This window comes from Pedococcus sp. P2_E4 (assembly GCF_056403935.1).
In genome coordinates this window covers 1-24,132 of the sequence record NZ_JBFUEO010000028.1, presented here as the reverse complement: position 1 = coordinate 24,132, position 24,132 = coordinate 1, and the positions used below count along the sequence as shown (strand labels likewise).

23 protein-coding genes are annotated in these 24,132 nt (G+C 70.6%); 9 read left to right on the top strand and 14 right to left on the bottom strand.

Features of this window, described 5'->3' with window-relative positions:
• Positions 1–10 precede the first annotated feature (10 nt).
• The 5 genes from AC1DV7_RS13235 to AC1DV7_RS13215 all read right to left on the bottom strand — a co-directional run bounded on the left by AC1DV7_RS13235 (position 11) and on the right by AC1DV7_RS13215 (position 5,571).
• Positions 11–505 carry a flavin reductase family protein gene (locus tag AC1DV7_RS13235; protein ID WP_477597600.1) on the bottom strand — a complete coding sequence of 165 codons (495 nt, stop codon included), beginning with the start codon at positions 503–505 and terminating at the stop codon, positions 11–13.
• Positions 502–1,401 carry an N-acetyl-1-D-myo-inositol-2-amino-2-deoxy-alpha-D-glucopyranoside deacetylase gene (mshB, locus tag AC1DV7_RS13230; protein ID WP_477597599.1) on the bottom strand — a complete coding sequence of 300 codons (900 nt, stop codon included), beginning with the start codon at positions 1,399–1,401 and terminating at the stop codon, positions 502–504. Before mshB ends, AC1DV7_RS13235 begins: the two co-directional genes overlap by 4 nt.
• The gene (locus AC1DV7_RS13225; protein ID WP_477597598.1) at positions 1,398–3,116 is read right to left on the bottom strand and encodes an ABC transporter substrate-binding protein; all 1,719 of its coding nucleotides are present in this window, start codon (positions 3,114–3,116) and stop codon (positions 1,398–1,400) included. The genes mshB and AC1DV7_RS13225 overlap by 4 nt, the downstream gene beginning before the upstream one ends.
• Before the next feature lie 13 nt (positions 3,117–3,129).
• Entirely contained in the window at positions 3,130–5,013 is a 1,884-nt protein-coding gene (gene typA / locus AC1DV7_RS13220) for a translational GTPase TypA (protein WP_477597597.1), read from the bottom strand.
• Positions 5,014–5,133: 120 nt separating this feature from the next.
• Positions 5,134–5,571 (bottom strand): (deoxy)nucleoside triphosphate pyrophosphohydrolase, encoded by a 438-nt coding sequence (locus AC1DV7_RS13215; RefSeq protein ID WP_477597596.1) that lies wholly within the window; start codon positions 5,569–5,571, stop codon positions 5,134–5,136.
• A 184-nt stretch (positions 5,572–5,755) separates the two neighbouring features.
• Here AC1DV7_RS13215 and AC1DV7_RS13210 point away from each other — a divergent pair, with 184 nt between their 5' ends.
• The 8 genes from AC1DV7_RS13210 (at position 5,756) to AC1DV7_RS13175 (ending at position 13,976) form a co-directional block, all read left to right on the top strand.
• Positions 5,756–7,432: an ABC transporter substrate-binding protein gene (locus tag AC1DV7_RS13210; RefSeq protein WP_477597595.1), complete on the top strand. Its 1,677-nt coding sequence runs from the start codon at positions 5,756–5,758 to the stop codon at positions 7,430–7,432.
• A 132-nt stretch (positions 7,433–7,564) separates the two neighbouring features.
• Entirely contained in the window at positions 7,565–8,575 is a 1,011-nt protein-coding gene (locus AC1DV7_RS13205; RefSeq protein ID WP_477597594.1) for an ABC transporter permease, read from the top strand.
• A gap of 4 nt (positions 8,576–8,579) precedes the next feature.
• The gene (locus tag AC1DV7_RS13200) at positions 8,580–9,590 is read left to right on the top strand and encodes an ABC transporter permease (protein ID WP_477597593.1); all 1,011 of its coding nucleotides are present in this window, start codon (positions 8,580–8,582) and stop codon (positions 9,588–9,590) included.
• Between the two features lie 5 nt (positions 9,591–9,595).
• A complete protein-coding gene (locus AC1DV7_RS13195; protein ID WP_477597592.1) occupies positions 9,596–10,618 on the top strand; it encodes an ABC transporter ATP-binding protein in 1,023 nt (340 codons plus the stop codon).
• Positions 10,615–11,796 (top strand): ABC transporter ATP-binding protein, encoded by a 1,182-nt coding sequence (locus tag AC1DV7_RS13190; protein ID WP_477597591.1) that lies wholly within the window; start codon positions 10,615–10,617, stop codon positions 11,794–11,796. The genes AC1DV7_RS13195 and AC1DV7_RS13190 overlap by 4 nt, the downstream gene beginning before the upstream one ends.
• A gap of 120 nt (positions 11,797–11,916) precedes the next feature.
• Entirely contained in the window at positions 11,917–12,222 is a 306-nt protein-coding gene (locus AC1DV7_RS13185; protein WP_477597590.1) for a 4a-hydroxytetrahydrobiopterin dehydratase, read from the top strand.
• A complete protein-coding gene (locus AC1DV7_RS13180) occupies positions 12,215–12,943 on the top strand; it encodes a VIT1/CCC1 transporter family protein (protein WP_477597589.1) in 729 nt (242 codons plus the stop codon). The genes AC1DV7_RS13185 and AC1DV7_RS13180 overlap by 8 nt, the downstream gene beginning before the upstream one ends.
• Before the next feature lie 178 nt (positions 12,944–13,121).
• Positions 13,122–13,976, top strand: coding sequence for a trypsin-like serine protease (locus AC1DV7_RS13175; protein ID WP_477597588.1), 855 nt, complete (start codon positions 13,122–13,124; stop codon positions 13,974–13,976).
• A 79-nt stretch (positions 13,977–14,055) separates the two neighbouring features.
• Here AC1DV7_RS13175 and AC1DV7_RS13170 read toward each other — a convergent pair whose 3' ends face one another.
• Positions 14,056–15,480 carry a phytoene desaturase family protein gene (locus tag AC1DV7_RS13170; RefSeq protein ID WP_477597587.1) on the bottom strand — a complete coding sequence of 475 codons (1,425 nt, stop codon included), beginning with the start codon at positions 15,478–15,480 and terminating at the stop codon, positions 14,056–14,058.
• A 17-nt stretch (positions 15,481–15,497) separates the two neighbouring features.
• Here AC1DV7_RS13170 and AC1DV7_RS13165 point away from each other — a divergent pair, with 17 nt between their 5' ends.
• A complete protein-coding gene (locus AC1DV7_RS13165) occupies positions 15,498–15,791 on the top strand; it encodes a DUF1905 domain-containing protein (protein ID WP_477597586.1) in 294 nt (97 codons plus the stop codon).
• Positions 15,792–15,805: 14 nt separating this feature from the next.
• Here AC1DV7_RS13165 and AC1DV7_RS13160 read toward each other — a convergent pair whose 3' ends face one another.
• The 8 genes from AC1DV7_RS13160 to AC1DV7_RS13125 all read right to left on the bottom strand — a co-directional run.
• The gene (locus AC1DV7_RS13160; protein WP_477597585.1) at positions 15,806–16,180 is read right to left on the bottom strand and encodes a hypothetical protein; all 375 of its coding nucleotides are present in this window, start codon (positions 16,178–16,180) and stop codon (positions 15,806–15,808) included.
• Between the two features lie 28 nt (positions 16,181–16,208).
• Positions 16,209–16,964 carry a DUF2510 domain-containing protein gene (locus AC1DV7_RS13155; protein WP_477597584.1) on the bottom strand — a complete coding sequence of 252 codons (756 nt, stop codon included), beginning with the start codon at positions 16,962–16,964 and terminating at the stop codon, positions 16,209–16,211.
• A gap of 165 nt (positions 16,965–17,129) precedes the next feature.
• The gene (locus AC1DV7_RS13150; protein WP_477597583.1) at positions 17,130–17,666 is read right to left on the bottom strand and encodes a hypothetical protein; all 537 of its coding nucleotides are present in this window, start codon (positions 17,664–17,666) and stop codon (positions 17,130–17,132) included.
• A gap of 227 nt (positions 17,667–17,893) precedes the next feature.
• Positions 17,894–18,979: a redox-regulated ATPase YchF gene (gene ychF, locus AC1DV7_RS13145; protein WP_477597582.1), complete on the bottom strand. Its 1,086-nt coding sequence runs from the start codon at positions 18,977–18,979 to the stop codon at positions 17,894–17,896.
• A 90-nt stretch (positions 18,980–19,069) separates the two neighbouring features.
• Positions 19,070–19,960, bottom strand: a complete 891-nt coding sequence (locus AC1DV7_RS13140) for a thioesterase family protein (protein ID WP_477597581.1) — start codon at positions 19,958–19,960, stop codon at positions 19,070–19,072.
• A 38-nt stretch (positions 19,961–19,998) separates the two neighbouring features.
• Entirely contained in the window at positions 19,999–22,395 is a 2,397-nt protein-coding gene (locus AC1DV7_RS13135) for a zinc metalloprotease (RefSeq protein WP_477597580.1), read from the bottom strand.
• A gap of 21 nt (positions 22,396–22,416) precedes the next feature.
• Positions 22,417–23,082, bottom strand: a complete 666-nt coding sequence (locus AC1DV7_RS13130) for a peptidoglycan-binding protein (RefSeq protein ID WP_477597579.1) — start codon at positions 23,080–23,082, stop codon at positions 22,417–22,419.
• Between the two features lie 179 nt (positions 23,083–23,261).
• A partial coding sequence (locus AC1DV7_RS13125) for an NUDIX hydrolase (protein ID WP_477597578.1) occupies positions 23,262–24,132 on the bottom strand: 871 nt, incomplete at its 5' end.

The following is a 24,132-nucleotide window of genomic DNA, read 5'->3' as shown; positions in this document are numbered from 1 at the left end:
CGTGCTCCCGTCAGTCCAGGGTGGCGTAACGGCTGCGGTAGTACAGCAGCGCGTCGCCGGGATGGTCGTTGGTCTGCAGTGACACTACTTCGCCGACCACGATGCTGTGGTCACCGGCGGCGTGGATCCCGGTCGTACGGCACTCGATCGTGGCCAACGTGTCGTCGAGCAGGGCGACCCCTGTCACCGGCCCCCGCCTGTGGCCGATCCGGTCGAGCTGGCCGTGCAGCGGGCGTCCCTGGGTCGACAGCCACTCCGCGGTGGACCGCTGGCTGGAGGACAGGACGCTGATCCCCCACACCCCGGACTCGGTGATCGCGTCGTGGAACCGTGCGTCGATCTCGACACAGACCAGCACCAGCATCGGGTCCATCGAGACCGAGGCAAGGGCATTGGCCGTCATCGCGTGGTCGTGGCCGCCGGAGAACGTCGTGAGGACGCTGACCCCGGTCGCGAACCTGCCCATGGCCGTGCGGAACCCGTCAGGCGTGACGTCGCCACTCACTCCGCGGCCCCATCCACGAGGACCGTGGTCCGCCTGCTCCAGCCGTCCACCGCGGCGAGCCCACCGGTGGTCGGGTCGAGCAGGGCGAAGCCCTCGCGGCCGGGCAGCCGTGCCGCGATGTCGTTGGAGAGCGCGTAGCTGAGGCCGTCCGGGGACACGGTGACCTGGGTGGCGTGCCGGCGCAGCGCCTGGGCCTGCACGGGCACCAGGTCGGGGTCGACGACCTCATGGGTCACCAGGCGGTCGTCGACGACCGAGGGCGGGTAGTCGCCGTCGGGGTCCGGCAGGCTCCAGCCGGGGTCGAGCTCCTGCTCGGCCAGCCACGCACGGTCCTCACGCGCCCACGAGGCAGGCGTCAGAACGGCATACAGCGGGGGGCGCTCGGCGGCGGGCAGCGAGGCGACGGCCGCGCAGGTGACCCGGTGGGTCTGGATGTGGTCGGGGTGGCCGTAGCCCCCCTGCTCGTCGTAGGTGACGACGGCGCCCGGTCGGACCCGGCGGATGACGGCGGCGACGAGCGCCGCGGCCTGCGCGAGGTCGGCGTTGACGAAGGCCGCCGGGTTGGCGGCGCTGGGGGTGCCGGCCATGCCCGAGTCGCGGTAGCGCGAGGCGACCCCGGACTGCTCGTCGGCACCGAGCACCTCGTGGGTCACGCCCAGCACGTCCATGGCCGCTCTCAGCTCCTCCCGACGGAAGGCGCCGAGCGTGTCGTCGTGTGCGGCGTCGAGGTGCGCGAGCGCCGGTGGGATCACCTCGCCCTCCTCACCGAGGGTGCAGGTGAGGACGTGGACGGGGTGCCCGGCACGGACGTGATGCGCCATGGCCAGCCCGGTCGTGAGCGTCTCGTCGTCAGGGTGGGCGTGGACCGTCAGCAGCGGCGCCCGGCGCGCGGTCACGAGAGGCCGATCCCGGCCAGGTCGACGTAGCCGCCCCATGCCTCGAGCGCGGCGAGCCCCGTGACCCCGGAGCCGGCGACGTACATCGAACGGTGCTGGGCGAGGGCGATGTAGGCGCCCTTGTCGATGAGCTGCTCGTCGAGCGCCTGCCAGCCCTTGGCCCGCTCGGCCGGGTCGGCCAGACCCGCCAGGCGCGTCAGCTCGGCGTCGACCTCGTCGTCGCGGAAGGAGCCGTAGTCGCGACCGGTGCTGTCAGGCAGGAGGTTGGTGCGGCTGTCGAACAGCGGGGGCAGGACCGAGTCGGGCGAAGGATAGGCCGGGGTCCAGTTCGCCCAGTAGACGTCGACCGACTTGTCGGGCTTGGCGATCGACGTGAAGTAGTCCTCGTCGAGCGGCTTGAGCGTCACCGCGAAGCCGGCGTCCTCCCAGCCGTTCTGCAGCGCGGCCATGGCCTTGTCGGACGTGGTTGTCGTGCGGTACGCGACGGTGATCTTGACCGGCAGGGCGACCTTGGCCGCCTGCAGGGTGGCGCGGGCGGCCGCTGCATTGCCCGAGTCACCGGACTTCAGCCGGTCGTCGGTCGAGCTCCCGGGGACGCCCGGGCTCACCAGGGAGTATGCCGCGTCGGCCGCGCTCGGGCCCCCGAGTGCCGTGACGTACCCGACCCGGTTCGTGGCCTGGGCGAGCGCCGTGCGGACGCCCGGCTTGGCCATCACCGGGCTCAGCAGGTTGGGCGCCAGGTAGTCGACACGCGCCGAGCGCGGGTTGACTGACCGCTTCTTGAGCTCAGGGACGGAGAGGATGTGCTGCTGCATGACCGGGGGTGCCGAGTCCAGCGTCACCGAGTGCCGGTGCTGCTTGGAGTCCTCGAGGACCTGCTGGACGGCGTTCTGCGACTCGACCCCCTCGACGTACTTGACCGTGGACGGTTCCGCCTTGCGGATGGGGTCGGACCCCTTGTCCCACTTGGGGTTTCGGACGAAGGTGCCGCCTGCGCTCGGGTCCCACGCGCCCTTGAGCTGGTAGGGGCCGCTGGACATGACGGCGTACTTGCCGTCGGCGCCCTCGTCGGTCGAGGCCTTGACCGGCGCGAAGACCGGCAGGGAGACGATCTGGTTGAAGTCAGCCGACGGGACCGACAGCCGGAAGGTGACCTTCGTGCCGTCGCAGGCGACCGCCTTGTCGAACGCCTTCTGGTCCTTGTCGTCGGGCCCGTGGTAGGTCGACACCCCCTTGGTGGTCCTCGGGATGTCGAGGTACGCAAGCGGGTAGTTGAGGCCCTCCGAGGCGAACGGCTCGGCGAACGACCGCGAGATGCCGTGGCGGAGGTCGTCGCACGTGACCGGTGAGCCGTCCTGCCAGGTGACGCCGTCGCGGAGCGTGAACGACCACGTGCGCAGCGACTCGTCGGGCGTCCCCGCGTCGGTCGCGAGGTCTCCCACCGGGGCGGCGGACCCAGAGTCGCTGCCTGAGGGGAACGCCGTGAGCGTACGCAGGAACACGCGTCCCGCGAACGCCGCGTCCGTGGCGGCGTTCATCCGCTGCGGGTCCCAGGTGGCCACGGGGCCGAGGCTCAGCACGGTCAGCTGCCCGGTGTCGGCAGCGTCGTCGCCGGGTGTGGGCAGCTTGGCATCGCACCCGGCCGCGAGGAGCAGCCCCGCGACCGCGCCGATCGGCACGGTCGCGCGGGCAGCGCGACGCGACAGGGCTCCCATGGGAGACAGCCTCTCAGGCGTTGCGCGYCCGGGCCGCGCTGCGGGCGCGCACGGTCTGGTCGAGCTCGACCTTGCGGATGCGCACGGCCTCGGGCGTGACCTCGACGCACTCGTCCTCGCGGCAGAACTCGAGCGACTGCTCGAGGCTGAGCTTGCGCGGCGGCACGATCTTCTCGAAGTTGTCCGAGGAGGAGGCGCGCACGTTGGTGAGCTTCTTCTCCTTGGTGATGTTGACGTCCATGTCGTCGGCGCGGGAGTTCTCGCCGATGATCATGCCCTCGTAGACCTCGGTCGTCGGCTCGACGAACAGCGTGCCGCGCTCCTGGAGGTTGACCATCGCGTAAGCCGTGACCACACCGGTGCGGTCCGACACGAGCGAGCCGCTCGTGCGGGTCGTGATGGTGCCGAACCAGGGCTCGTAGTCCTCGAACACGTGGTGGGCGATGCCGGTGCCACGGGTCTCGGTGAGGAACTCGGTGCGGAACCCGATGAGGCCGCGCGACGGCACGAGGAACTCCATGCGGATCCAGCCGGTGCCGTGGTTGGTCATCTGCTCCATGCGCCCCTTGCGGGCGGCGAGGATCTGCGTGATCGGGCCGAGGAACTCCTCGGGGGTGTCGATGGTCAGGCGCTCGACCGGCTCGTGCGTCTTGCCGTCGACCTCGCGGGTGACCACCTGCGGCTTGCCGACGGTGAGCTCGTAGCCCTCGCGGCGCATCTGCTCGACGAGGATGGCCAGCGCGAGCTCGCCACGACCCTGGACCTCCCAGGCGTCGGGGCGCTCGGTGGTCAGGACACGGAGCGAGACGTTGCCGACGAGCTCCTTGTCGAGGCGGTCCTTGACCATGCGGGCGGTGACCTTGGAGCCGCGGACACGGCCGACCATCGGGCTCGTGTTGGTGCCGATCGTCATCGAGATGGCCGGCTCGTCGACCGTGATGACCGGCAGGGGGATGGGGTTCTCGGCGTCGGCAAGCGTCTCGCCGATCATGATCTCCGGGATGCCGGCGATGGCGATGATGTCACCGGGGCCGGCTGACTCGGCCGGCTTGCGCTCGAGCGCCTCGGTCATCAGCAGCTCGGTGATCTTGACGCGCTCGACGGAGCCGTCGACCTTGCACCAGGCGACGAACTGGCCCTTCTTGATGGTGCCGTTGTGCACGCGCAGCAGGGCGAGGCGACCGAGGAAGTTCGACGCGTCGAGGTTGGTGACGTGGGCCTGCAGCGGGGCCTCGTCGTCGTAGGTCGGCGCCGGGATGGTCGACAGGATCGTCTCGAAGAGGGCCTCGAGGTTGTCGCCGTCCGGCAGGCCGCCGTTCTCGGGGCGGGTCATCGACGCTCGACCGTTCTTGGCGGAGGCGTAGACGATGGGGAACTCGATCTGGTGCTCGTCGGCGTCGAGGTCGAGGAACAGCTCGTAGACCTCGTCGACGACCTCGGCGATGCGCGAGTCGGGGCGGTCGACCTTGTTGATGCACAGGACGACGGGCATCTTGGCGGCGAGCGCCTTGCGCAGCACGAAGCGGGTCTGGGGCAGCGGGCCCTCGGACGCGTCGACCAGGAGCACCACGCCGTCGACCATGGACAGGCCGCGCTCGACCTCGCCGCCGAAGTCGGCGTGACCCGGGGTGTCGATGATGTTGATCGTCGCGCCGTCAGCCAGTCCCGCGTCCGCCGCGGCCTTGCCGGCGTAGTGGATCGCGGTGTTCTTGGCGAGGATCGTGATGCCCTTCTCGCGCTCCAGGTCGCCGGAGTCCATGGCTCGCTCGTCGACGTGCTGGTGCTCGCCGAACGCGCCGGCCTGCCAGAGCATCTTGTCGACCAGCGTGGTCTTTCCGTGGTCGACGTGGGCAACGATGGCGACATTGCGGATGTCACCGCGGGTCTTCATGGGCATGAGCACCATTGTCTCAGGGTTTTGTGCTCCCCCTGACCACGGCCACCTGCCCCGGCAGGCTCGGTGCCGTGCGAGTGAGCCCGATCTGCTTCATCCACGGCAGTTTGGCGCCAGGTGCGCTCACTCGCGGACGTGGGTGGCGATCGCGTCCACGATCGGGAGGTCCGCCGGGAGCCACGGCACGTCATACAGCTCGTGGGCAGCGAGCCAGCGCAGCTGGTCGTGGTCCTCGATCGGCGCCGGCTCACCCGAGGTGACCACGGCGAACCACACCGTCATCGCGAACCGGTCGCCCAGCGGCCACCGGCCGCCCGGCAGCGGGCCCGGCAACAGCTCACCCAGGCGCACCTCGACGCCGAGCTCCTCGACCAGCTCGCGGTGCAGCGCCTCGTGCAGGCCCTCACCCTCGTCGACCTTGCCGCCGGGCAGCTCCCAGCCCCCGGCCAGCGCCGGCGGCTCGGTCCGCCGGGCGGCCAGCAGCAGGGTCGGGTGGTCCAGGTCGTCGACGACAGCAGCCCCGACCACTTCCCGGAGCTCGACATCGGGGCTTTCGGCCATGTGTCTCACTTTTGTTAATTTCCGCGGCGCTGCGGTCTGCGCACCGCACTTCTCGCTAGGGTCCGTGACCAACCGTAGAAGGTTTGCGCACGCCCTCCCTCTCCGGACGCAACACCCGCAACACCCGCACCATTCTGGCGCCCGACCGGGCCGACCACAGATCGCACATCAAGCGAGGTAATACATGAAGCTCACGCGGAAGGCGGCTCCCGTCGCCTTGGCGACGGCGCTCGCCCTGACCCTGACCGCCTGCGCGCAGTCCAACCGGGACAGCGGCAGCGGCTCGACGGCAAGCAGTGGTGACACCAAGGACACCATCACCTTCGGCGCTGCCGGCGCCCCCGACGTCTTCGACCCCTTCTATGCCACCGACGGTGAGACGTTCCGCATCACCCGTCAGATGATGGAGGGCCTGGTCGGCATCAAGCCCGGCACCGCCGACATCCAGCCCGAGCTGGCCACCAAGTGGGAGGCCTCTGCCGACGGCAAGGAGTGGACGTTCACCCTGCGCGAGGGCGTGAAGTTCTGGGACGGCGAGGCGTTCAACGCCGAGGCCGTCTGCTACAACTTCGAGCGCATGTCCGACCAGAACGAGGTCGCCGCCGGTGGCCCCGCTGGCTACTGGGCCGACGTCATGGGCGGCTTCAAGAAGGACGGCGCCGACGCGCTCTACCAGGGCTGCTCGGCCACGGACCCGACGCACGCGGTCGTCAAGATCAGCCGCGCGACGTCGAAGTTCCCCACCGCCCTGTCGCTGGACTCGTTCTCCATGCAGTCGCCCAAGGCCCTCAAGGCCGGTGACGCCAACAACGTCACCAAGCAGGGCGAGGGCTTCGGCTACCCGGCCTACTCCAAGAACCCGGTCGGCACCGGCCCGTACAAGCTGGACAAGTACGACGAGGCCAACAAGACGGTCACGCTCGTGTCGAACGACAGCTACTGGGGCGACAAGCCGAAGACCAAGAAGCTCGTCTTCAAGATCATCCCCGACGAGTCCACCCGTCGCCAGGAGCTCGAGGCCGGCAGCATCGACGGCTACGACCTGCCGAACCCGGCTGACTGGGGCGGCCTGAAGAGCTCGGGCAACCAGGTCCTGGTCCGTCCCGCGTTCAACATCCTCTACATGGGTCTCAACCCGGCCAAGAACCCGAAGCTGAAGGACCTCAAGGTCCGCCAGGCTCTCTACTACGCCCTGAACCGTGACCAGCTGGTCAAGACCCAGCTGCCCGAGGGCGCACAGGTGGCGACGCAGTTCATGCCCGACACCGTGGCCGGCTACAACAAGGACCTCAAGCCGTACTCGTACGACCCCGAGAAGGCCAAGAGCCTGCTCAAGGAGGCCGGCGCCGAGGGCATGACCCTGCTGTTCGCCTACCCGTCCGAGGTGTCCCGCCCGTACATGCCGACCCCGCAGAAGATCTACGAGGCCCTGCGCAAGGACCTCGAGGCGGTCGGCATCAAGGTCCAGGTCAACACCAAGCCCTGGAACGGTGGCTACCTCGACACCGTCGACAACGGCGGCTACGACGCGTGGCTGCTGGGCTGGACCGGTGACTACAACTCGCCCGACAACTTCATCGGCACCTTCTTCGGTGGCCTGAAGACGAACGACTTCCACACCAGTGCGACGTCGTACGGCGCGAAGCTCTCGGCGGACCTCGCCGCGGCGGACGCCATCGTGGACGAGGGCCAGCGCGCCACCGCCTACGAGAAGCTGAACCAGGAGATCATGGAGCAGGACCTGCCGGGTCTGGCGATCAGCCACTCCCCGCCGGCCCTCGTGGTCAGTGGCAAGGTCAAGGGCCTGGTCCCCAGCCCGCTGACGGCCGAGACCTTCTCGTCCGTGACCGTGGGCAAGTGACCCTGACCCGAATCTGACGTCGGATCACCGTCAAAAGACTGTGGCCGCCCCAGCAGACTCGCTGGGGCGGCCACAGTCGTGTAGAAACGACCGTCGGCCAAAGTCGTCGCGACGCGAGGAGAATGACCCACTGTGCTGAGATTCATCCTGCGAAGGCTGCTCCAGATGGTGGGGGTGGTGGTCGTCCTGTCGTTGCTGGTCTTCTTGTGGCTGCGCAGCCTGCCGGGCGGCACCGTCTCGGCGATCCTGGGCGAGAGGGCCACCCCCGCTCGACGTGCCGCCCTCGAGAAGTCCCTCGGGCTCGACGAGCCGCTGTACGTCCAGTACTGGGAGTTCGTCCAGCGAGCCGTCAAGGGCCAGTTCGGGTCGAGCACGGGCGTGCTCCCCGGCACTGACGCCTTCCAGCTCTTCCTCCAGCGGTTCCCCGCGACCGTCGAGCTGGGCACGTTCGCCATCGTCCTCGCCATCGCCCTCGGCATCCCGCTGGGCTACAGGGCGGCGCGACGGCGCGCCTCGTGGTTCGACAACTCGTCCGTGGTCGGGTCCCTGATCGGTATCGCCGTCCCGGTCTTCTTCCTCGCCTTCCTGCTGAAGTACATCTTCGCGATCAAGCTGCACTGGCTGCCCGTGTCGGGCCGCCAGGACCCCGGCCTCGACGCCACCCGCGTCACCGGGTTCTTCATCCTCGACGGCCTGCTCACCCGCGAGTGGGACTCCGCGTGGGATGCGGTCAAGCACCTGATCCTGCCTGGCATCGCCCTTGCGACCATCCCCTTCGCGGTGATCTTCCGGATCACTCGAGCGTCGGTCCTGGAGGTGCTCGACGAGGACTACGTGCGCACGGCCGAGTCCAAGGGCCTGACCTCGAGGGTCATCCGTGGCCGGCACATCCTGCGCAACGCCCTGCTCCCCGTGGTCACCACGATCGGGTTGCAGACTGGTGGCCTGCTCGTCGGCGCGGTGCTCACCGAGAAGGTGTTCGCCTTCGGTGGGCTCGGCGAGGCGACGGCCCTCTCCTTCGAGAAGCGCGACTACGCGGTGCTCCAGGTGCTGCTGCTGATGTTCGCGATCACCTTCGTGGTCGTCAACCTGCTGGTCGACATCGCGTATGCCGTGATCGACCCCCGAGTCCGGACGAGGTGACCGCGTGCCCAACGTTCCGAACCCCCTGAACCCCCGGTCCAAGAAGGAGCGCATCGACGACCTCGCCGCCACCTCGGCCGGCCAGGGCGCCGTCCTCGTGGACGACGTCAAGGTCGACGACGCCGGCCACATCGAGGACTCCGCCGGTGTCTCGCTGATCGCCAGCGCCTGGAAGCGTCTGCGGCGCAACCCGGTGTTCCTGCTCGGCGCCGCCATCACGGTCCTGTTCGTCCTGCTGGCGCTCTTCGCGCCGCTCATCGCCCCACACGACCCGGCGGCGGGCCTGCTGCTCGACAAGGTCCGTCAGCAGAGCAACCCCATCCCGGGTCCCGAGCCGGGCTTCCCACTGGGTGCCGACAACGTCGGCCGCGACATCCTGTCCAGGCTCATCGTCGGCAGCCGCCAGACGCTCACCGTCGGCATCCTCGCCACCCTCTTCGGATTTCTGGGCGGCCTCACGCTGGGCCTGACCGCCGGCGCCTTCGGCGGGTGGGTCGACTCCGTCGTCATGAGGATCGTCGACGTCATGCTGTCGATCCCGTCGCTGCTGCTGGCGGTGAGCATCGCCGCGCTCGCGTCGCAGCCCAGCCAGTGGACCGTCATCATCGCCATCGCCACCGTGCAGGTCCCGATCTTCGCCCGCCTCCTGCGCGGCTCGATGCTCGCGCAGCGGTCGAGCGACCACGTACTGGCCGCCCGGGCGCTCGGCGTCAAGCGGTCGGCGATCGTGTTCCGCCACATGCTGCCGAACTCGCTCGGACCCGTCATCGTCCAGGCCACCCTCGTCCTGGCCGGTTCGATCATCGACGCCGCCGCACTGTCCTTCCTCGGCCTCGGCAACCCCGACGACCGCAAGCCCGAGTGGGGACAGATGCTTGGTGACGCCCAGCGGTTCATCTACGACCACCCGACCCTGGCCGTCTACCCCGCGCTGTGCATCATCGTCGTCGCCCTCGGCTTCACGCTGATGGGCGAGTCGCTGCGCGAGGCCCTCGACCCCAAGAGCCGGAGGTAGGCACCATGACCACCGAGACCATCGAGAACGTCCCCCGCCGAGGCCACAGCGAGGAGCCGCTGCTGTCCGTCCGCGACCTGACGGTGACCTTCACCCGGCAGGGTGAGGAGCCGTTCGTCGCCGTCGACGGCATCAGCTTCGACGTCCGTCCCGGCCAGACCGTGGGCCTGGTCGGAGAGTCCGGCAGCGGGAAGTCGGTGACGTCCCTCGCGATCATGGGCCTGCTCCCCCGCCGCGGCGTCCGCGTCGAGGGCGAGGTGCTCTACAACGGCAGCAACCTGCTCGCCCTGTCCGACGAGCAGATGCGAGACCGCCGCGGACGCGACCTCGGCATGATCTTCCAGGACCCGTTGTCGTCGCTGAACCCGGTCGTCCCGATCGGCGTGCAGGTGACCGAGGTGCTCGAACGCCACCGCGGGCTCTCCCGCAAGGCCGCGACCCCGATCGCGCGCGAGATGCTCGACAAGGTCGGCATCCCCGACCCCGTCCGCCGGCTCAAGGACTACCCGCACCAGCTGTCCGGCGGGATGCGCCAGCGAGCGCTCATCGCGATGGCCCTGGCCGCCGAGCCGCGGATGCTCATCGCCGACGAGCCGACCACGGCGCTCGACGTGACCATCCAGGCGCAGATCCTCGCCCTGCTCAAGGACCTCGTGCAGGACACCGGCACGGCGATGATCATGATCACCCACGACCTCGGTGTCGTGGCCGGTCTGGTCGACCGTGTCAACGTCATGTACGCCGGTCGCATCGTCGAGCGCGGCGACCGCCACCCGCTGTTCGCCCAGCCCCGGCACCCCTACACCCACGGGCTGCTCGGCTCGATCCCCCGGCTCGACGGGTCGCGCGGTGAGAAGCTCACCCCGATCCCGGGGTCGGTGGCCGACAACCTGCCGTGGGACCACGCGTGCGCCTTCGCGCCGCGGTGCTCCCAGCCCATCTCGGTCTGCACCACCCAGTCGCCCCGCCTCGACGAGGACGGCGCACGGGCCCTGCGTTGCTTCAACCCCGTGGAGGTGAACCGGTGAGCGACGGCACCAGCATCGACACCGCCAAGCAGTTCGGAGAGATCCTCGTCGACGTCAAGGGCGTCAAGGTGCACTTCCCCATCAAGCGCGGCGTCATCTTCGACAAGACGATCGGCCACGTCCAGGCCGTCGACGGGGTCGACCTGCAGATCCGCAAGGGCGAGACCTACGGCCTGGTCGGCGAGTCCGGCTGCGGCAAGTCCACGCTCGGTCGCGCGATCCTCAACCTCGAGCCGCCCACCGAGGGTTCGGTGGAGTTCGACGGGATCGACATCGCCTCCCTCAAGGGTGAGGAGCTGCGGCGCAAGCGCCAGGACATCCAGATGGTGTTCCAGGACCCCATGGGCAGCCTCGACCCGCGGCAGTCCGTCGAGTCGCTGCTGCTCGAGGGCATGAAGGCGCACGGCCTCGCCAAGGACGAGAAGCAGGCCTCCAAGCGGTTGCGTGACCTGCTCAAGGCGGTCGGCCTCCCGCCGGCAGCCCTCAAGAAGTACCCGCACGAGTTCTCCGGTGGCCAGCGCCAGCGCATCGGCATCGCGCGGGCGCTGTCGGTCAACCCCAAGCTGATCGTGGCCGACGAGCCCGTCTCGGCGCTCGACGTGTCGGTGCAGGCGCAGGTCATCAACCTGCTCGAGGACCTCCAGGAGGAGTTCGGGCTGACCTACCTCGTGGTCGCCCACGACCTCGCGGTGGTGCGCCACATCAGCGACCGGATCGGGGTCATGTACCTCGGGGCCCTCGTCGAGGAGGCCCCCGCCTCGGAGCTGTACGAGACGCCCCTGCACCCTTACACGCGGGCGCTGATGTCGGCCGTTCCGGTGCCCGACCCGCTCATCGAGGACCGTCGTGAGCGCATCCTGCTCACCGGCGACCTGCCCTCACCTGCCAACCCCCCGAAGGGCTGCCGCTTCCACACCCGCTGCCCGTGGCGCCAGGAGACCAAGTGCGACACCGAACGGCCCGAGCTGCGGGTCGTCGACGTCAYCGGGTCCACCGCGGGTCATCGGGTCGCGTGCCACTGGGCCGAGCAGATCGCGTCGGGCGAGCTCAAGCCGCACGAGGTCAAGGCCCAGCTGACGGTCCAGCACGCCTCCGGCGACACCGGGGACTTCATGGGCCCGGCCACCGTCACCGAGGCCATGCCCGTGCCGCCCGGCAGCAACCCCGGGGGGCCCTGAGCCCACCCCGATCGGCCGGTATGCCGCGTGCGCACCTCGCGCACGCGGCATACCGCTGTCCGGGGTCAGGTGAGGCTGGCCTTCGGTGACACTGCCGCAGCGCTTTGCCACAGTGGTCCCATGACCCGGCTGCTGACTGACGAGGAGATCGACCGCCAGCTGCGAGACCTGCCGGCGTGGCAGCGCAGCGGCGACTCGCTCACGGCGACCCTGGAGGCGCCGGACTTCCCGGCAGCGATCCGGCTCGTGGACGAGGTGGCCCTGGAGGCCGAGGAGATGAGCCACCATCCCGACATCGACATCCGTTGGCGCACAGTGCATTTCACTCTGTCAACACACTCCGAGGGCGGGCTGACCCAGCTCGACGTCGAGCTGGCCCACCGCATCAACCAGGCCGCCACCCGGCTGGGGGCGACCCGTGGCTGACGTGGTCTCCACGGACGCCCAGCCGCACGAGGGCGAGGCGCACGACGCCGGCATCGGGTCCCGGCTCAACTGGCTGCGCGCCGCGGTCCTCGGCGCCAACGACGGCATCGTGTCGACTGCGGGCATCGTCATCGGCGTCGCCGCGGCCACGACCGACCGCGGCGCCATCGCCACGGCCGGCATCGCCGGACTGGCCGCGGGCGCGATGAGCATGGCAGCCGGTGAGTACGTCTCTGTCAGCACCCAACGCGACACCGAACGGGCGTTGCTGGCCAAGGAACGGCGCGAGCTGAGGGACATGCCGCAGGAGGAGCTCGCCGAGCTCGCCTCGATCTACGAGGACAAGGGGCTCAGCCCTGAGCTGGCCCTCGAGGTCGCGACGCAGCTGACCGCGCACGACGCCCTCGGCGCGCACGCCGAGGCCGAGCTGGGCATCGACCCCGACCAGCTGACGAACCCGTGGCACGCCGCGTGGGCGTCGATGGGGTCGTTCACCCTGGGCGCGCTGCTCCCCCTCGTCGCGATCCTCCTGCCACCCGTGGGGTCGCGCGTCCTGGTGACCGCGCTCGCCGTGGTCGCCGCGCTCGCGCTCACTGGCTGGGGCAGCGCACGGCTCGGCCAGGCGCCCCCGAGGCCCGCCATCGTGCGCAACGTGTTCGGCGGCATCCTGGCCATGGCCGTGACGTACGGGATTGGCGCGCTGGTCGGCACCCAGCTGTAGCGAAGGACTGCCGTGTTACCCGTCGTTAGCCGGTGGTAGCCATCGACGGCCACCGGTCGCCGAGCCGGCTGCAGCGCCGGCTGCCGCGGACCCATAGACACCAGGGTGGCGACAACGGTTGACTTTGCGTGTCGCGCCCCGCTCAGGGGTGCTTTTTGGACAGATGCAGGGAGTCCGCATGAAAATTCGTCGCGCACTGGCCGTCCTCGGCCTCACCACCGCCCTCGTCGGGGGCACGACCCTCGCCGCCTCCGCCATCACCGGAGGTGAGCTCGACGGCAACCGTCACCCGAACGTCGCGCTGATCGCGTTCTACGACGCCGACGGCCGGTTCCGCTGCACGGCCAGCCTCGTCTCGCCCACCGTGCTCGTCACCGCGGCGCACTGCACCCAGGGCACGCTCGGCAAGACGCTGGTCACCTTCGACACGTTCATCGACGACGCGGCGCCGTCCAACCTCCCGACGGCGGCGAACACCGCTGCCGGCTACACGTCCGCAGAGCTGGCCGCGCGCGGTTACCGCAGTGGCACCGCCCACACCCACCCGCAGTACTCCGACTTCACCGACCTGAAGAACTGGAACGACGTGGGAGTCATCGTCCTCGACGCCCCGGTCACCGGCATCACCCCGGTCACCATCGCGCCGACGAACTTCCTCGACCGCTACACGCCCAACGTCCTCAACAAGACGCTCTTCACGGCGGTCGGCTACGGCACCGAGGTGCGCCAGGCGGAGTCCGGCCCCCAGAAGCCGACGCCGATGTCCTACCCGATCGTGCGCCGCTTCACCGACGAGGTCGGCCAGAAGCTCACGCCCCAGGTCCTGCAGGTCAACGGCAACGAGAACGACCCCCGCGGCGGCGGCGGCACCTGCTTCGGCGACTCGGGCGGCCCCTCCTTCAACAGCGGCTACCAGGTCACCGTCACCAGCTACGGCTACACGTCGAACTGTCGCTACCTCGGTGGCCTGCAGCGCATCGACATCCCGATCGTGCAGAGCTGGCTCGCCGGCTTCGGCGTCGGTCACGCCTGAGCCCGGACAGCACCACCGCAGCGGCGGCGCACCCACTCGGGGCGTCGCCGCTGTGCTGTGTCCGGCAGCAGTGCGACCGTCAGAGGCTCGCGAGCGCGCGCTCGGCGGCGTTGACTCCGCACATGCCGTGGACGCCGCCTCCGGGCGGGGTCGCGGACGAGCAGAGGTACACGCCCGGCACGCCCACGGCATACGGGTCGATGGCCGGTCTCGGCCGCAGCAGGAGCTGGCGCACGGTGTTGGCCCCCGAGCTGATGTCGCCGCCGACGTAGTTGCGGTTGTAGGCCGCCAGCTCGGCGGGGCCGCGCGTGGCGGTGCTGACGACCTGGTCGCGGAAGCCGGGGGCGAAGCGCTCGATCTGGGCGACGACCTCCTGCGTCGCATCACCGGTGTACCCATGGGGCACGTGCGCGTACGCCCACAGGGGGTTGACCGAACCGGCCGAGCGGGAGGGGTCCGCGAGGTACTGCTGCCCGACGAGGACGAACGGGCGGCCAGGCATCTGGCCCCGGACCACCGCCTTCTCGATGGCCGCGACCTCGCCGGCGCTGCCGCCGAGGTGCAGGGTGCCGGCCTTGCGGCAGTCGTCGTTGCGCCAGGGCACGTCGCCCTCGATGGCGAAGTCCACCTTGTGCACGGCAGGGCCGTACCGGTAGCGCGACAGGGCGCGCCGCACGCCGGCGGGCAGCCGGTCGCCCACGATCTGGAGCACGTCGGTCGGTGAGGTGTCGAGCAGGACGAGGTCGGGAGCGGCTCCGGTGAGGTCGCGCAGCTGGTCGAGTTCGGCGACTCGGATGCCGGTCTGCACCGTGCCGCCCAGCTCCTCGAGCAGGGCGACCATGGCGGTCGAGATCGCCTGGCTCCCCCCGCGCGCCACCGGCCAGCCCACGCTGTGCCCGCCCGCGACGAGCATCAGCCCCACCGAGCTGCTCAGGGGGGTGTCCAGCCGCCCGAACGCGTGGGCCGCAGCCCCCAGGAACAACGCCTTGGCCGGGGCGCCCTCCCACCGTCGCGCCGTCCAGGTCGCGGGGAGCAGTGCCTCGACACCGAACCTGGCCAGCACCAGGGGGTGGCTCGGCACGTGGGCGACCGGCTGAAGGACCTCCTCGAGCAGGGCGTCGTAACGCTCGACGAGTGGCTCGAACAGCCGACGCCAGGACTGCGCGTCGGCGCCGAGGGACGCCAGGGTGCGGTCGAGGTCGCGCGACATCACGCCGGCGCGCCCGTCGTCGAGCGGGTGCGCGAGGTCGAGCTCCGGCCACAGCCACTCGAGGCCGAACCGGTCGAGCCCGAGGGTGCGCAGGAACGGTGACGAGACACCCATGGGGTGGAAGGCGGAGCAGTCGTCGTGCAGCACGCCGGGCAGCGTCCGCTCCGACGTGCGGGTGCCGCCCCCGGGACGATCGTCGGCTTCGACGACCGTGACGTCCACCCCGGCTTGGGCAAGCCGGATCGCTGCGCCGAGACCGTTCGGTCCGCTGCCAACCACCACTGCCGTCGTCACGTCCCTATTCTGACGTGGTGGTCCTCGAGTTCAGCGGTTCCGTCATCGAGTGGCGTGGCCCGGCGCCCTACTACTTCGTGCCCCTGCCCGAGAACGAGGCCGGCGTCGTCGACGACCACAAGTCGATGCTCACCTACGGCTGGGGCGTCATCCCCGTGACCGGGCGGGTCGGCTCGACGGAGTTCACGACGTCGCTGTTCCCCAAGGACGGCGGGTACCTGCTCCCGCTCAAGGACGCCGTGAGACGAGCCGAGGGCATCGACGAAGGTGACACCGTGGAGCTGCGGCTCACCCTCGACGTGGGCGCCTGAGCTCGGCGCCTGAGCTACAAGGCGTCCCGCTCGCGGCGTAGCGCGAAGTCGAACCCGCGCTGCAGGTACGCCTCGACCTCATCGGCGCCCATCGCCCGCTCCGCCAGCTCGTCACACATCACCGCCAGCTGCAGCATGGTCCGCCACACCCGCCGCTCCACCTCGGCGTCCGCCGCAGGGTCGCGGTCCTCGCCCGGCGGGCTCATCCTCATGTCCGCCATCAGCGCCTGCAGGGCCGCGGCACGCGCTTCCTTGTCGCGGACACGGGCCGCCCGCACCAGGGCCAGCGCCCGCCGCTGACACTCCACTTCGAACAACCGGTCGTCACGTTCGGGGTCCAGGGAATCCATCGCCATCACTTCCGCCCTGCCCAACGACCCACGGGTCACGGGGTTACTCCCTGATGGCTGCGTCCAGCTAGAGCCGGCCCAGGACCTGGGCCTTCTTCGTGGCGAGCTCCTCGTCCGTGAGGAGGCCGGCGTCGCGCAGCTCCCCCAGCATGCGCAGCAGCTCCATGGGCTCGGCGGAGGGGGCGTGGGCCCAGGGCTGGACCGTTTCCGGTGCCTGCGTGGGGACCGGTGCCTGGGCTGGCGCTGGGACGGCGGTCTGGGCTGGTGCCTGGGCCGCTGCCTGCAACCCGCTGTCCGGGGCGTGGGTGGGGGTGGTGGTTTGGGTGGGGGTGGCCGCCGGGCCCTGGCCCTCCATCCGCAGGCGGGTGGCCGCCTGGCTGATGATGGCGCGCGCGATACGGCCCTCCGGAAGGTCTTCGAGGGAGAGCACGACGCCGCCGCCCTGGTTGACGTGGACCTTGACGGTGGACAGGCCACGCGCCTTCTGGGTCATGGTCTGGGTGACCTCCACGTCCTGCACGAGGGCGAGCGGAACCTGCTGGGCTCCTCCGCGGCCGTTCGAATCGATGACGAGGTGCTCGGCAGTCAGCCAGTACCGCCCGGCCCCGGCGCCCGTGAGCGACTTCCCGATCGCGGACCAGATCGCGTCCTCCGGGACGCCACTGCCGGTGGACGGCGACACGGCCACGCCCGGCCGGGCCGCGGCCGGCGTCGGACTCGGTCCCAGGCCCTCGTGGAAGTGCTCGGTCCAAGCCTGGCCGTCCCACCACCGAAGACGGGGATCCCCCTCGACCGGGTACCACCCGGGTGCTGCGCTGCTCATGCAGAGAGGGTAGGAGCGAGCAGGCCACCCGCGCGGCCGATTGCGCAGAAGCCGCAGCGTCGTCCCACCCGCCGAGCGCGACACCGACAGGCGCCTGGCTTGGCCCGAGCGACAACCCGGGCCAAGCCAGCGGACTGTTGCCGCTGCGATCGAAGACCGGCTCCGTCAGAGGGTCGACGTCTCCACCGTGAGCGTGAGCAGGCGGCTCTGGCCGCCCCAGAGCGCGTAGAGCCCGCCGCTGCCGGTGCCTGTCTGCGTCACCGATGTGATGGCCCCGAGACCGCTGTTGCCAGGACATCCATCACCGACAGCCGGAACAGCCGCGCCGGTCGAGGTGACAGCGCCGAAGCCGGTGAGGTACCAGCCCGTCATCGGCCCCTGTTTGCCGTTGCTGTTGTTGCGGGACTCACTGCTGACGGTCGCCTTGACCGACGAGTGCTTGGTGTTGGTGATGACGTGGTGGCCACCACGGTTGTCGAACTCGCAGACGACCTCGTACGAGCTCGTGCTGTCGTAGACGAACGTCACTCCGGCGACGTTGTCCTGCATGGCCTTGTTGTTCCAGCCGTAGGCGCTCTGGACCTCTCCCTTGCCGACCCAGCCGAGCCCGGCCGAGTCCATGGTGTAGGCAGAGGCAGAGCCAGCTGCGGCCAGCAGAAGGCCGACCCCCATCGCAGTCGCGGCCGCGGTCTTCTTGAACATGAGGCTTCCCCTCGTCTGAGGGCAACCCCTGCGTCACCCTTCTGCGCACACCATGTCCCGCACTCGACGTTCAGGTATGGAGTTGGTCAGCGAGGGGTCAAGGTCGTGCCAAGATCTGACCGATCGGGGGAGAAACAACCCCGACCAATGCGACAAACCGCCACCGGCTTCAACCCATGGATCCAGCCGTCGTGATGACCGATCACACGTTGAGTCGTGATGACCGATCACACGTTGAAGCGGAACTCGACGACGTCGCCATCGGCCATGACGTAGTCCTTGCCCTCGATGCGGACCTTGCCGGCCGACTTCGCCGCGGCCATCGACCCGGCCTCGACGAGGTCGTCGAAGCCGACGATCTCGGCCTTGATGAAGCCGCGCTGGAAGTCGGTGTGGATGACCCCAGCCGCCTGCGGTGCGGTCCAGCCCCGGCCGATGGTCCAGGCGCGGGACTCCTTGGGACCGGCCGTGAGGTAGGTCTGCAGGCCGAGCGTGTGGAAGCCGGTGCGGGCCAGCTGGTCGAGGCCGGACTCGGTGGCACCGAACGACTCGAGCAGCTCCATGGCCTCGTCGGGCTCCATGTCCATGAGGTCCATCTCGAGCTTGGCGTTGAGGAAGACCGCATCGGCGGGCTCGACCAACGCGCGCAGCGAGTCGTGCAGCGCGGCGTCACCGAGCTGGTCCTCGTCGAGGTTGAACACGTAGATGAAGGGCTTGGTCGTGAGCAGGCCCAGGCCCCGCGCGAGGTCGAGGTCGACCCCCGCACCCCGCCCCGCGGCATACAGGGTGTGGCCCTCCTCGAGGACCTTCTGGGCCGCGACCGCGTTGTCGAGCAGGGGCTTGGACTCCTTCTTGATCCGCGCCTCCTTCTCCAGCCGCGGGACGGCCTTCTCGAGGGTCTGTAGGTCGGCAAGGATCAGCTCGGTGTGGATCGTCTCGATGTCGGAGGCCGGCGAGACCTTGCCGTCGACGTGCACGACGTCGCCGTCCTCGAAGGCCCGGACGACCTGGCAGATCGCGTCGGCCTCACGGATGTTGGCGAGGAACTTGTTGCCCAGGCCCTCGCCCTCGGAGGCGCCGCGGACGATGCCGGCGATGTCGACGAACGACACGGTCGCCGGCAGGATCTTCTCCGACCCGAAGATCTCGGCGAGCGCGCCGAGGCGGGCGTCGGGCAGGGGCACGACCCCGACGTTCGGCTCGATGGTCGCGAACGGGTAGTTCGCGGCGAGCACGTTGTTCTTGGTCAGGGCATTGAACATCGTGGACTTGCCGACATTGGGCAGTCCGACGATTCCGATAGTGAGGGCCACGAGGCCGAGAGTCTACCGGCGCTGCACGGGCGGACCGACCACGAGCCGTCCCGCGAGGGGTCGACCGGGAACGGGTGCTCGTGTGCCGCGTCAGCCGGGCTGCGGTGCCGTCGCCCGGGCGAGCTGCCGCGACAGGGCCACGAGCCGACCCTCGCTGTCCCACACCTCGGCATCCTCCTCGAGGTAGCCGCCCGACATGGTCCGGCTGGTGAGGTTGACCCGGAGCCACCCCGGCGCCGGCCGGCAGCGCACGTGCGCCGTCAGCTCCAGCGTGGGGGTCCAGCCCGGCAGCCCGAGCTCGAACGCCACCGGTGGCAGGGCGTCGACCGCGAGCAGCAGCAGCAACGCGTCCGGCTCGCGACCGTCCTGCATCCGCAGCCAGCCCCGGATCGTGCCGTTGCCCGACGGCTTGCCGAGTGCCCAGCCCGTGGTGGCCGGGTCGAGCCTCAGGTCGAGCCGTTCGAGCAGCGACGCGTGCTTGAGGAAGCTCGGGGGCGCCTCGCGCGACGAGACGCACTGGTCCGGCGGGGGCAGCTCCGGCGGGCTGGCGGTCGTCGAGGCATCGCCGTCGATGGTGGCCAGGTCGCCGTACGTGGCGAGCACCCGCATCCGCTCGACCTGCGCGCCGTCCGCGCCGGGCTGGAGCAGGGACGCCTGCCCGGTCGACACCGAGCGTCCGCGGCGCACCACCTCGGTGCGGACCACGGCAGGGCCCGGCTCGCCCGGCGTGAGGTAGTAGGCCGAGATGGCCAGCGGGTCGGGATGGGCAGTCCGCTCGGCCGTCGCGAACTCCTGCGACAGGGCGCGGCCGACGGTGGCGAGCAGGACGCCGCCGTTGACCCCTCCCCCGATGCGCCACCCCTCGCCGAGCGCCGCGTCATACACCCCGGCCTCGCCGGCCCGCGCCGTGACTGCTGAACCCTCGTCGAACTCGCTGGCCCCGGTGACCATTCGTGCTCCCATCCGTGCGCTGCGCGGCATACCTGAACTCACAGGAGGGTATGCCGCGCGGCCGCCGGTCAGGGCGTGGCCGTGGCCGGCGCCACGTCCTCGGGGGTCGCCGTCGCCGTCGGCGACGGCGTTGTCGTGGCATCCGTTCCGCCCGTGGGGGTCGAGTCGTCCTGACCGGACGACGAGCTGCTCGTCGAGCTGGACGACCCCGGTGACGACGAGGAGGCCCCGGACCCGGTGGTGGCAGCGGCGCCGCTGGTGGGCGACACCGTGCCGGCAGGAGCGCCGGAGGTCGACGTCGCGGTCGGGGTGGACGAGCCGCCCGTAGCCGGCGCGACCCACGCCGGGTCCTTCTGGACGATGGCCAGGATCCGTCGCTCGTAGTCGCTCAGACGGTCCTGCAGCTCGCTCAGCGGCACGCCCTCGAGGGACGCGCCGAACTCAGAGATCTCGCGCCACAGCGTGGCGAGCTCCGCGGTGCTCTGCGGGGTCAACGGGCCGGAGAGGGTGACCACCAGCTGGGTCGCGAGCGCTGCGGTCACGCACTGGACACAGCTGTAGTTGACGGCGGCTGCGACGTTCTCGGGCACGACGACGTTGGCCTCCCCGACGACGAGGACGACCTGGAAGGCCACCGCCACGGTCTGGCACCCGGTGCACGAGGCCAGGGCGTACGCCTCGTTCGTGTTGGCCACGGTGTCGCCGTCCGCCCAGACGAGGGCGAACGCGACGTCATAGAGGGTCGAGCCGTCCTTGGTGTTGACGGCCATCGCCTGGTTGCCGCCCTCGCCGGGGGGCAGCGGACGGTTGAACGGGAAGACCCAGGTCGGCATCGTCGGCTTGCCGGCGCCGGCCCGATCGGCACGAGGCACCATGACCACGGCCAGCTGCGGCTCCTCGGCCGTGGGGAGGGCGGCGCCCTCCGGCCACACCGCCCGGGCCGCACCCTGACGGCCAGCCTCCAGTGCGGAAGGCAGGCCGGACCGCAGCAAGGTGGGGACCGCGTCGGCCAGCGTGCCGCGCTCATAGGCCTGGACGGGCCGGTAGGTCCCCGGGTGGGGCCACCATGACCAGGCGAGCCCGGCCACCACTGCGAGCGCCACGACACCGGCCAGGCCGCGGCGCACCGGTCGGCCGTCCGTGGCCCGCCAGGTGCCTGCGACGACCTGCCGCACGACCCGGCTGACGATGAAGACCACCCCCAGGACCGGCAGGGCGATCGCGACGATCGACAGGACCCGCACGACGACTGCCAGCAGGTCGCCGTCGCCGAGCTGGGTCTCGAGCCGCGCCCACTGCCGACCGACGGATGCCCAGGCGGTGCCGGCGACCCGGGGAAAGCTGAGGACCATCATCACGAGGGAGAACAGCAGCAGCGGGACCACCAGCACCACCCACGCCGTGACCACGGCCCTCGCCCACGGCTTGAGCACCGTCGTCTCCGGGTGGTTCCAGCGCGAGGGGAGCAGGCCGAGCAAGGTCGGCTTGATGCGGTGGTAGAGATCGGGCACGCCCGTGAGGTCGGCCAGGACGTGGTAGCCGTCGAAGCGCACCAGCGGCGCGAGCTGGCGCACCATCTGGAGGACCTGGGTGGCGATGATGAGCAGGATGGCGTCCCACCCCGTGCCCCACCACACCCCGAACATCACGACGGCGACGACGGCGTTGAAGTACAGGCCCCCGAGGTCCGTGCGGACGCGTCCCGCGCGACCGAGCCGGTAGCTGTCGGTGACGTCGGTGTAGAACGCCGGCCAGACGAGGTACAGACCGGTCCCCATCGCGCCGGGCGTGGACCCTCCGTAGCGGGCGGCCGCGGCGTGCCCGAACTCGTGGAACCCGGCCGACACGACGGTCAGCGCGAAGACCGCGAGGAGGAGGGCCGGCTGGTCGAACGCCTGGTGGGTCGCAGACGCGAGGCCCTTGTGCAGCAGCACCCACCCGCACACCCAGAGGAACGCGGCCACGAGGACCACCACCACGACCGGCGCGAACAGCAGGCTGAAGGGCGCCGTGATGCGCCGGGTCGCCTCCGGGTCCGAGACGACGTACTTGAACCGCAGGGCCAGCAGGGGGTTCGAGCGGCGGACCTCCGGGTCGGTCCCGTCGGCCTTGACCAGCAGACCGAGGGTGCGCAGCTTGGTGTCGCACAGCAGCTCGACGTCCTCGGCCGACACGGCGCGTCCGATGGACTCACCCACCGCCTCGGCCACCTCAGCCGTGGTCCGGCGTCCGTCCACCTGGTCCAGCACGGCATACAGCAGGGGTGTGAGCTGGATGGTCTGTCCGTCGCCGCGCCGCACGAGGGCAGGCGCGACGCGGTAGCCGGACCCCGGCACCGCCCCGAGCAGCTGCACGCCCTCGGCGCGCGCGGGCACCGCACCCCCACCCTGCGGTGGGGGTGCGGTGGCCTCGGACGGGGCGGAACCGGGCACGGCCGGAGCACCGGGCCCCTCGAAAGGAGTCACGTCAGCGGGTCCTGGCACCAGCTACTGGGAGATGTCCGACGACTGGTCGGTCGTCGCGTGCGCGTCGGCGTCGATGTCCTGGACGATGATCGCGTCCTGCTGGGCGAGGGCCGCGGCGTCGGAGTCGATGGAACCGATGTTCGCCGCGACCGCGGCGTCGATCGGCGCCGCGACGTTGGCGTTGGCCGCAACGGCACCGGCGATGGGCGCCGCGAGGTCGAGGTCGGCCGCGAGGTCGACGTCGACGTTCAGCAGGTTGCCGTCGAGGGCGCCACCTTCCGTGACAGGAGCCGTGGGGTCGATGGCTCCGTCGGTGGGCGTCGCGGGAGCGTCGGCGGGGGCCTCAGCCGGCGGCACCTCGGTGGTGGCCTGGTCGATGGTCGAGTCCTGGCTGCCCTCGGCCACGGCCTCGCCGGTGATGCCCTGGTCGATGACGACACCCTGGTCGGCGAGGGCCTGGGCCTCGGAGCCCACGGAGAGGATGTTCGCGCCGACGGCCGCGTCGATGGGGGCCGCCACGTTGGCGTTGGCCGCGACAGCCAGGTCGATGGGTGCTGCGGCGTCGAGGCCGATGTCCAGGTCGGCGTTCAGGTCGAGGATGCTGATGACCTCCTTGTCGGGCAGGGCGGTGCCGCCCTCGGCGGCCAGCTCCTCGGCGGTGAGCCTCGGCATGCTCGAGTCAGTCATGGTGCACTCCGTTTTCGTACGGTTTCCCCGGCTCTATGACCTTGTGAGCCTATCTGGCCCGGGCCGCGCGAGCACCTCGGCGCTGCCCGCTGACCTGCGACGATGCGCGGGGGACGCGCCCGGCCCGCGCTGGCCGGGTGGGGCCGAGACCGTGCCGCGGCATACGGGGCCAGCCGAGGTCAGAGGGCTGGGAGCCCGTCCTCGAGGTATGCCGTGGGGCCGGTGTGTGCCGCGAGGAAGGCGAGCATCCGCTGGTTGTAGGGGGCCACGCGCTGGTCCCAGTCCTCCTCGCCGACGAAGTGGAGAGCGCGGATCTCCCTGCGCTCCAACGTCGTCCGTGCCACGAGGCCGGGGTCGGCGACACCGAGGTCGAACACGAAGACGACCGCGTCGGACCACCCCCTCCAGGCCGGCAGCCAGTTGACCGCGAGCAGCCCTTGCACCTCGACGTCCACGGCCAGCTCCTCGCGCACCTCACGCACGACGCACTGGGCCGGCGACTCGGACGGGTCGACGACGCCTCCGGGCAGGTCCCACTCGGCCTTGTAGGTCAGCTCGCAGAGCAGGACCCGCCCCTCCTCGTCGCGCAGGATCCCCTGGGCGATGGCCCGCTTGGTGGGCAGCGCGGAGTTGAGCATCCCGATGAAGCCCTCGCGGCTCTGCGGCTCGGGGTCGGCGGCGAGACGAGCGAGCACGACGACGTCGGTGCGGTCGCCGTGCAGCCCGAGGGCACCCCGGGCGACGCCCTCCTTGGCGAGCCCGGCGCGCAGCGCGGCGCGCACGCCGTCGCGGTCGTCGGCGTCGACCCTCGCCTCGATCCGCCGCAGCCCCAAGGACTCGAACCCCCAGCCCACGACCAGCCGCAGGGCTCGCTCGACGACGCCGACCGCGAGGTACTCGGGCACGACGACCCACAGCAGGTCGGCATCGCCGTCGTCGTCCGCGAGCAGCTCGACGCGGCCGACCTGCTCGCCCTCCCAGACGACCTCGAACGCGAGGGCGTCGTCAGCGGTGGCGTCGCCAGCGGTGGCGTCGCCGGTGGTGGCGTCG

Bases quoted from the DNA above. Each gene is read 5' to 3' on its own strand.
- AC1DV7_RS13185 (WP_477597590.1), top strand. From the start codon at position 11,917: ATGACCCGGCTGCTGACTGACGAGGAGATCGACCGCCAGCTGCGAGAC.
- AC1DV7_RS13215 (WP_477597596.1), bottom strand. From the start codon at position 5,571: ATGGCCGAAAGCCCCGATGTCGAGCTCCGGGAAGTGGTCGGGGCTGCT.
- AC1DV7_RS13130 (WP_477597579.1), bottom strand. From the start codon at position 23,082: ATGACTGACTCGAGCATGCCGAGGCTCACCGCCGAGGAGCTGGCCGCC.
- AC1DV7_RS13210 (WP_477597595.1), top strand. From the start codon at position 5,756: ATGAAGCTCACGCGGAAGGCGGCTCCCGTCGCCTTGGCGACGGCGCTC.
- AC1DV7_RS13155 (WP_477597584.1), bottom strand. From the start codon at position 16,964: ATGAGCAGCGCAGCACCCGGGTGGTACCCGGTCGAGGGGGATCCCCGT.
- AC1DV7_RS13195 (WP_477597592.1), top strand. From the start codon at position 9,596: ATGACCACCGAGACCATCGAGAACGTCCCCCGCCGAGGCCACAGCGAG.
- AC1DV7_RS13140 (WP_477597581.1), bottom strand. From the start codon at position 19,960: ATGCCGCGCAGCGCACGGATGGGAGCACGAATGGTCACCGGGGCCAGC.
- AC1DV7_RS13175 (WP_477597588.1), top strand. From the start codon at position 13,122: ATGAAAATTCGTCGCGCACTGGCCGTCCTCGGCCTCACCACCGCCCTC.
- AC1DV7_RS13225 (WP_477597598.1), bottom strand. From the start codon at position 3,116: ATGGGAGCCCTGTCGCGTCGCGCTGCCCGCGCGACCGTGCCGATCGGC.
- AC1DV7_RS13150 (WP_477597583.1), bottom strand. From the start codon at position 17,666: ATGTTCAAGAAGACCGCGGCCGCGACTGCGATGGGGGTCGGCCTTCTG.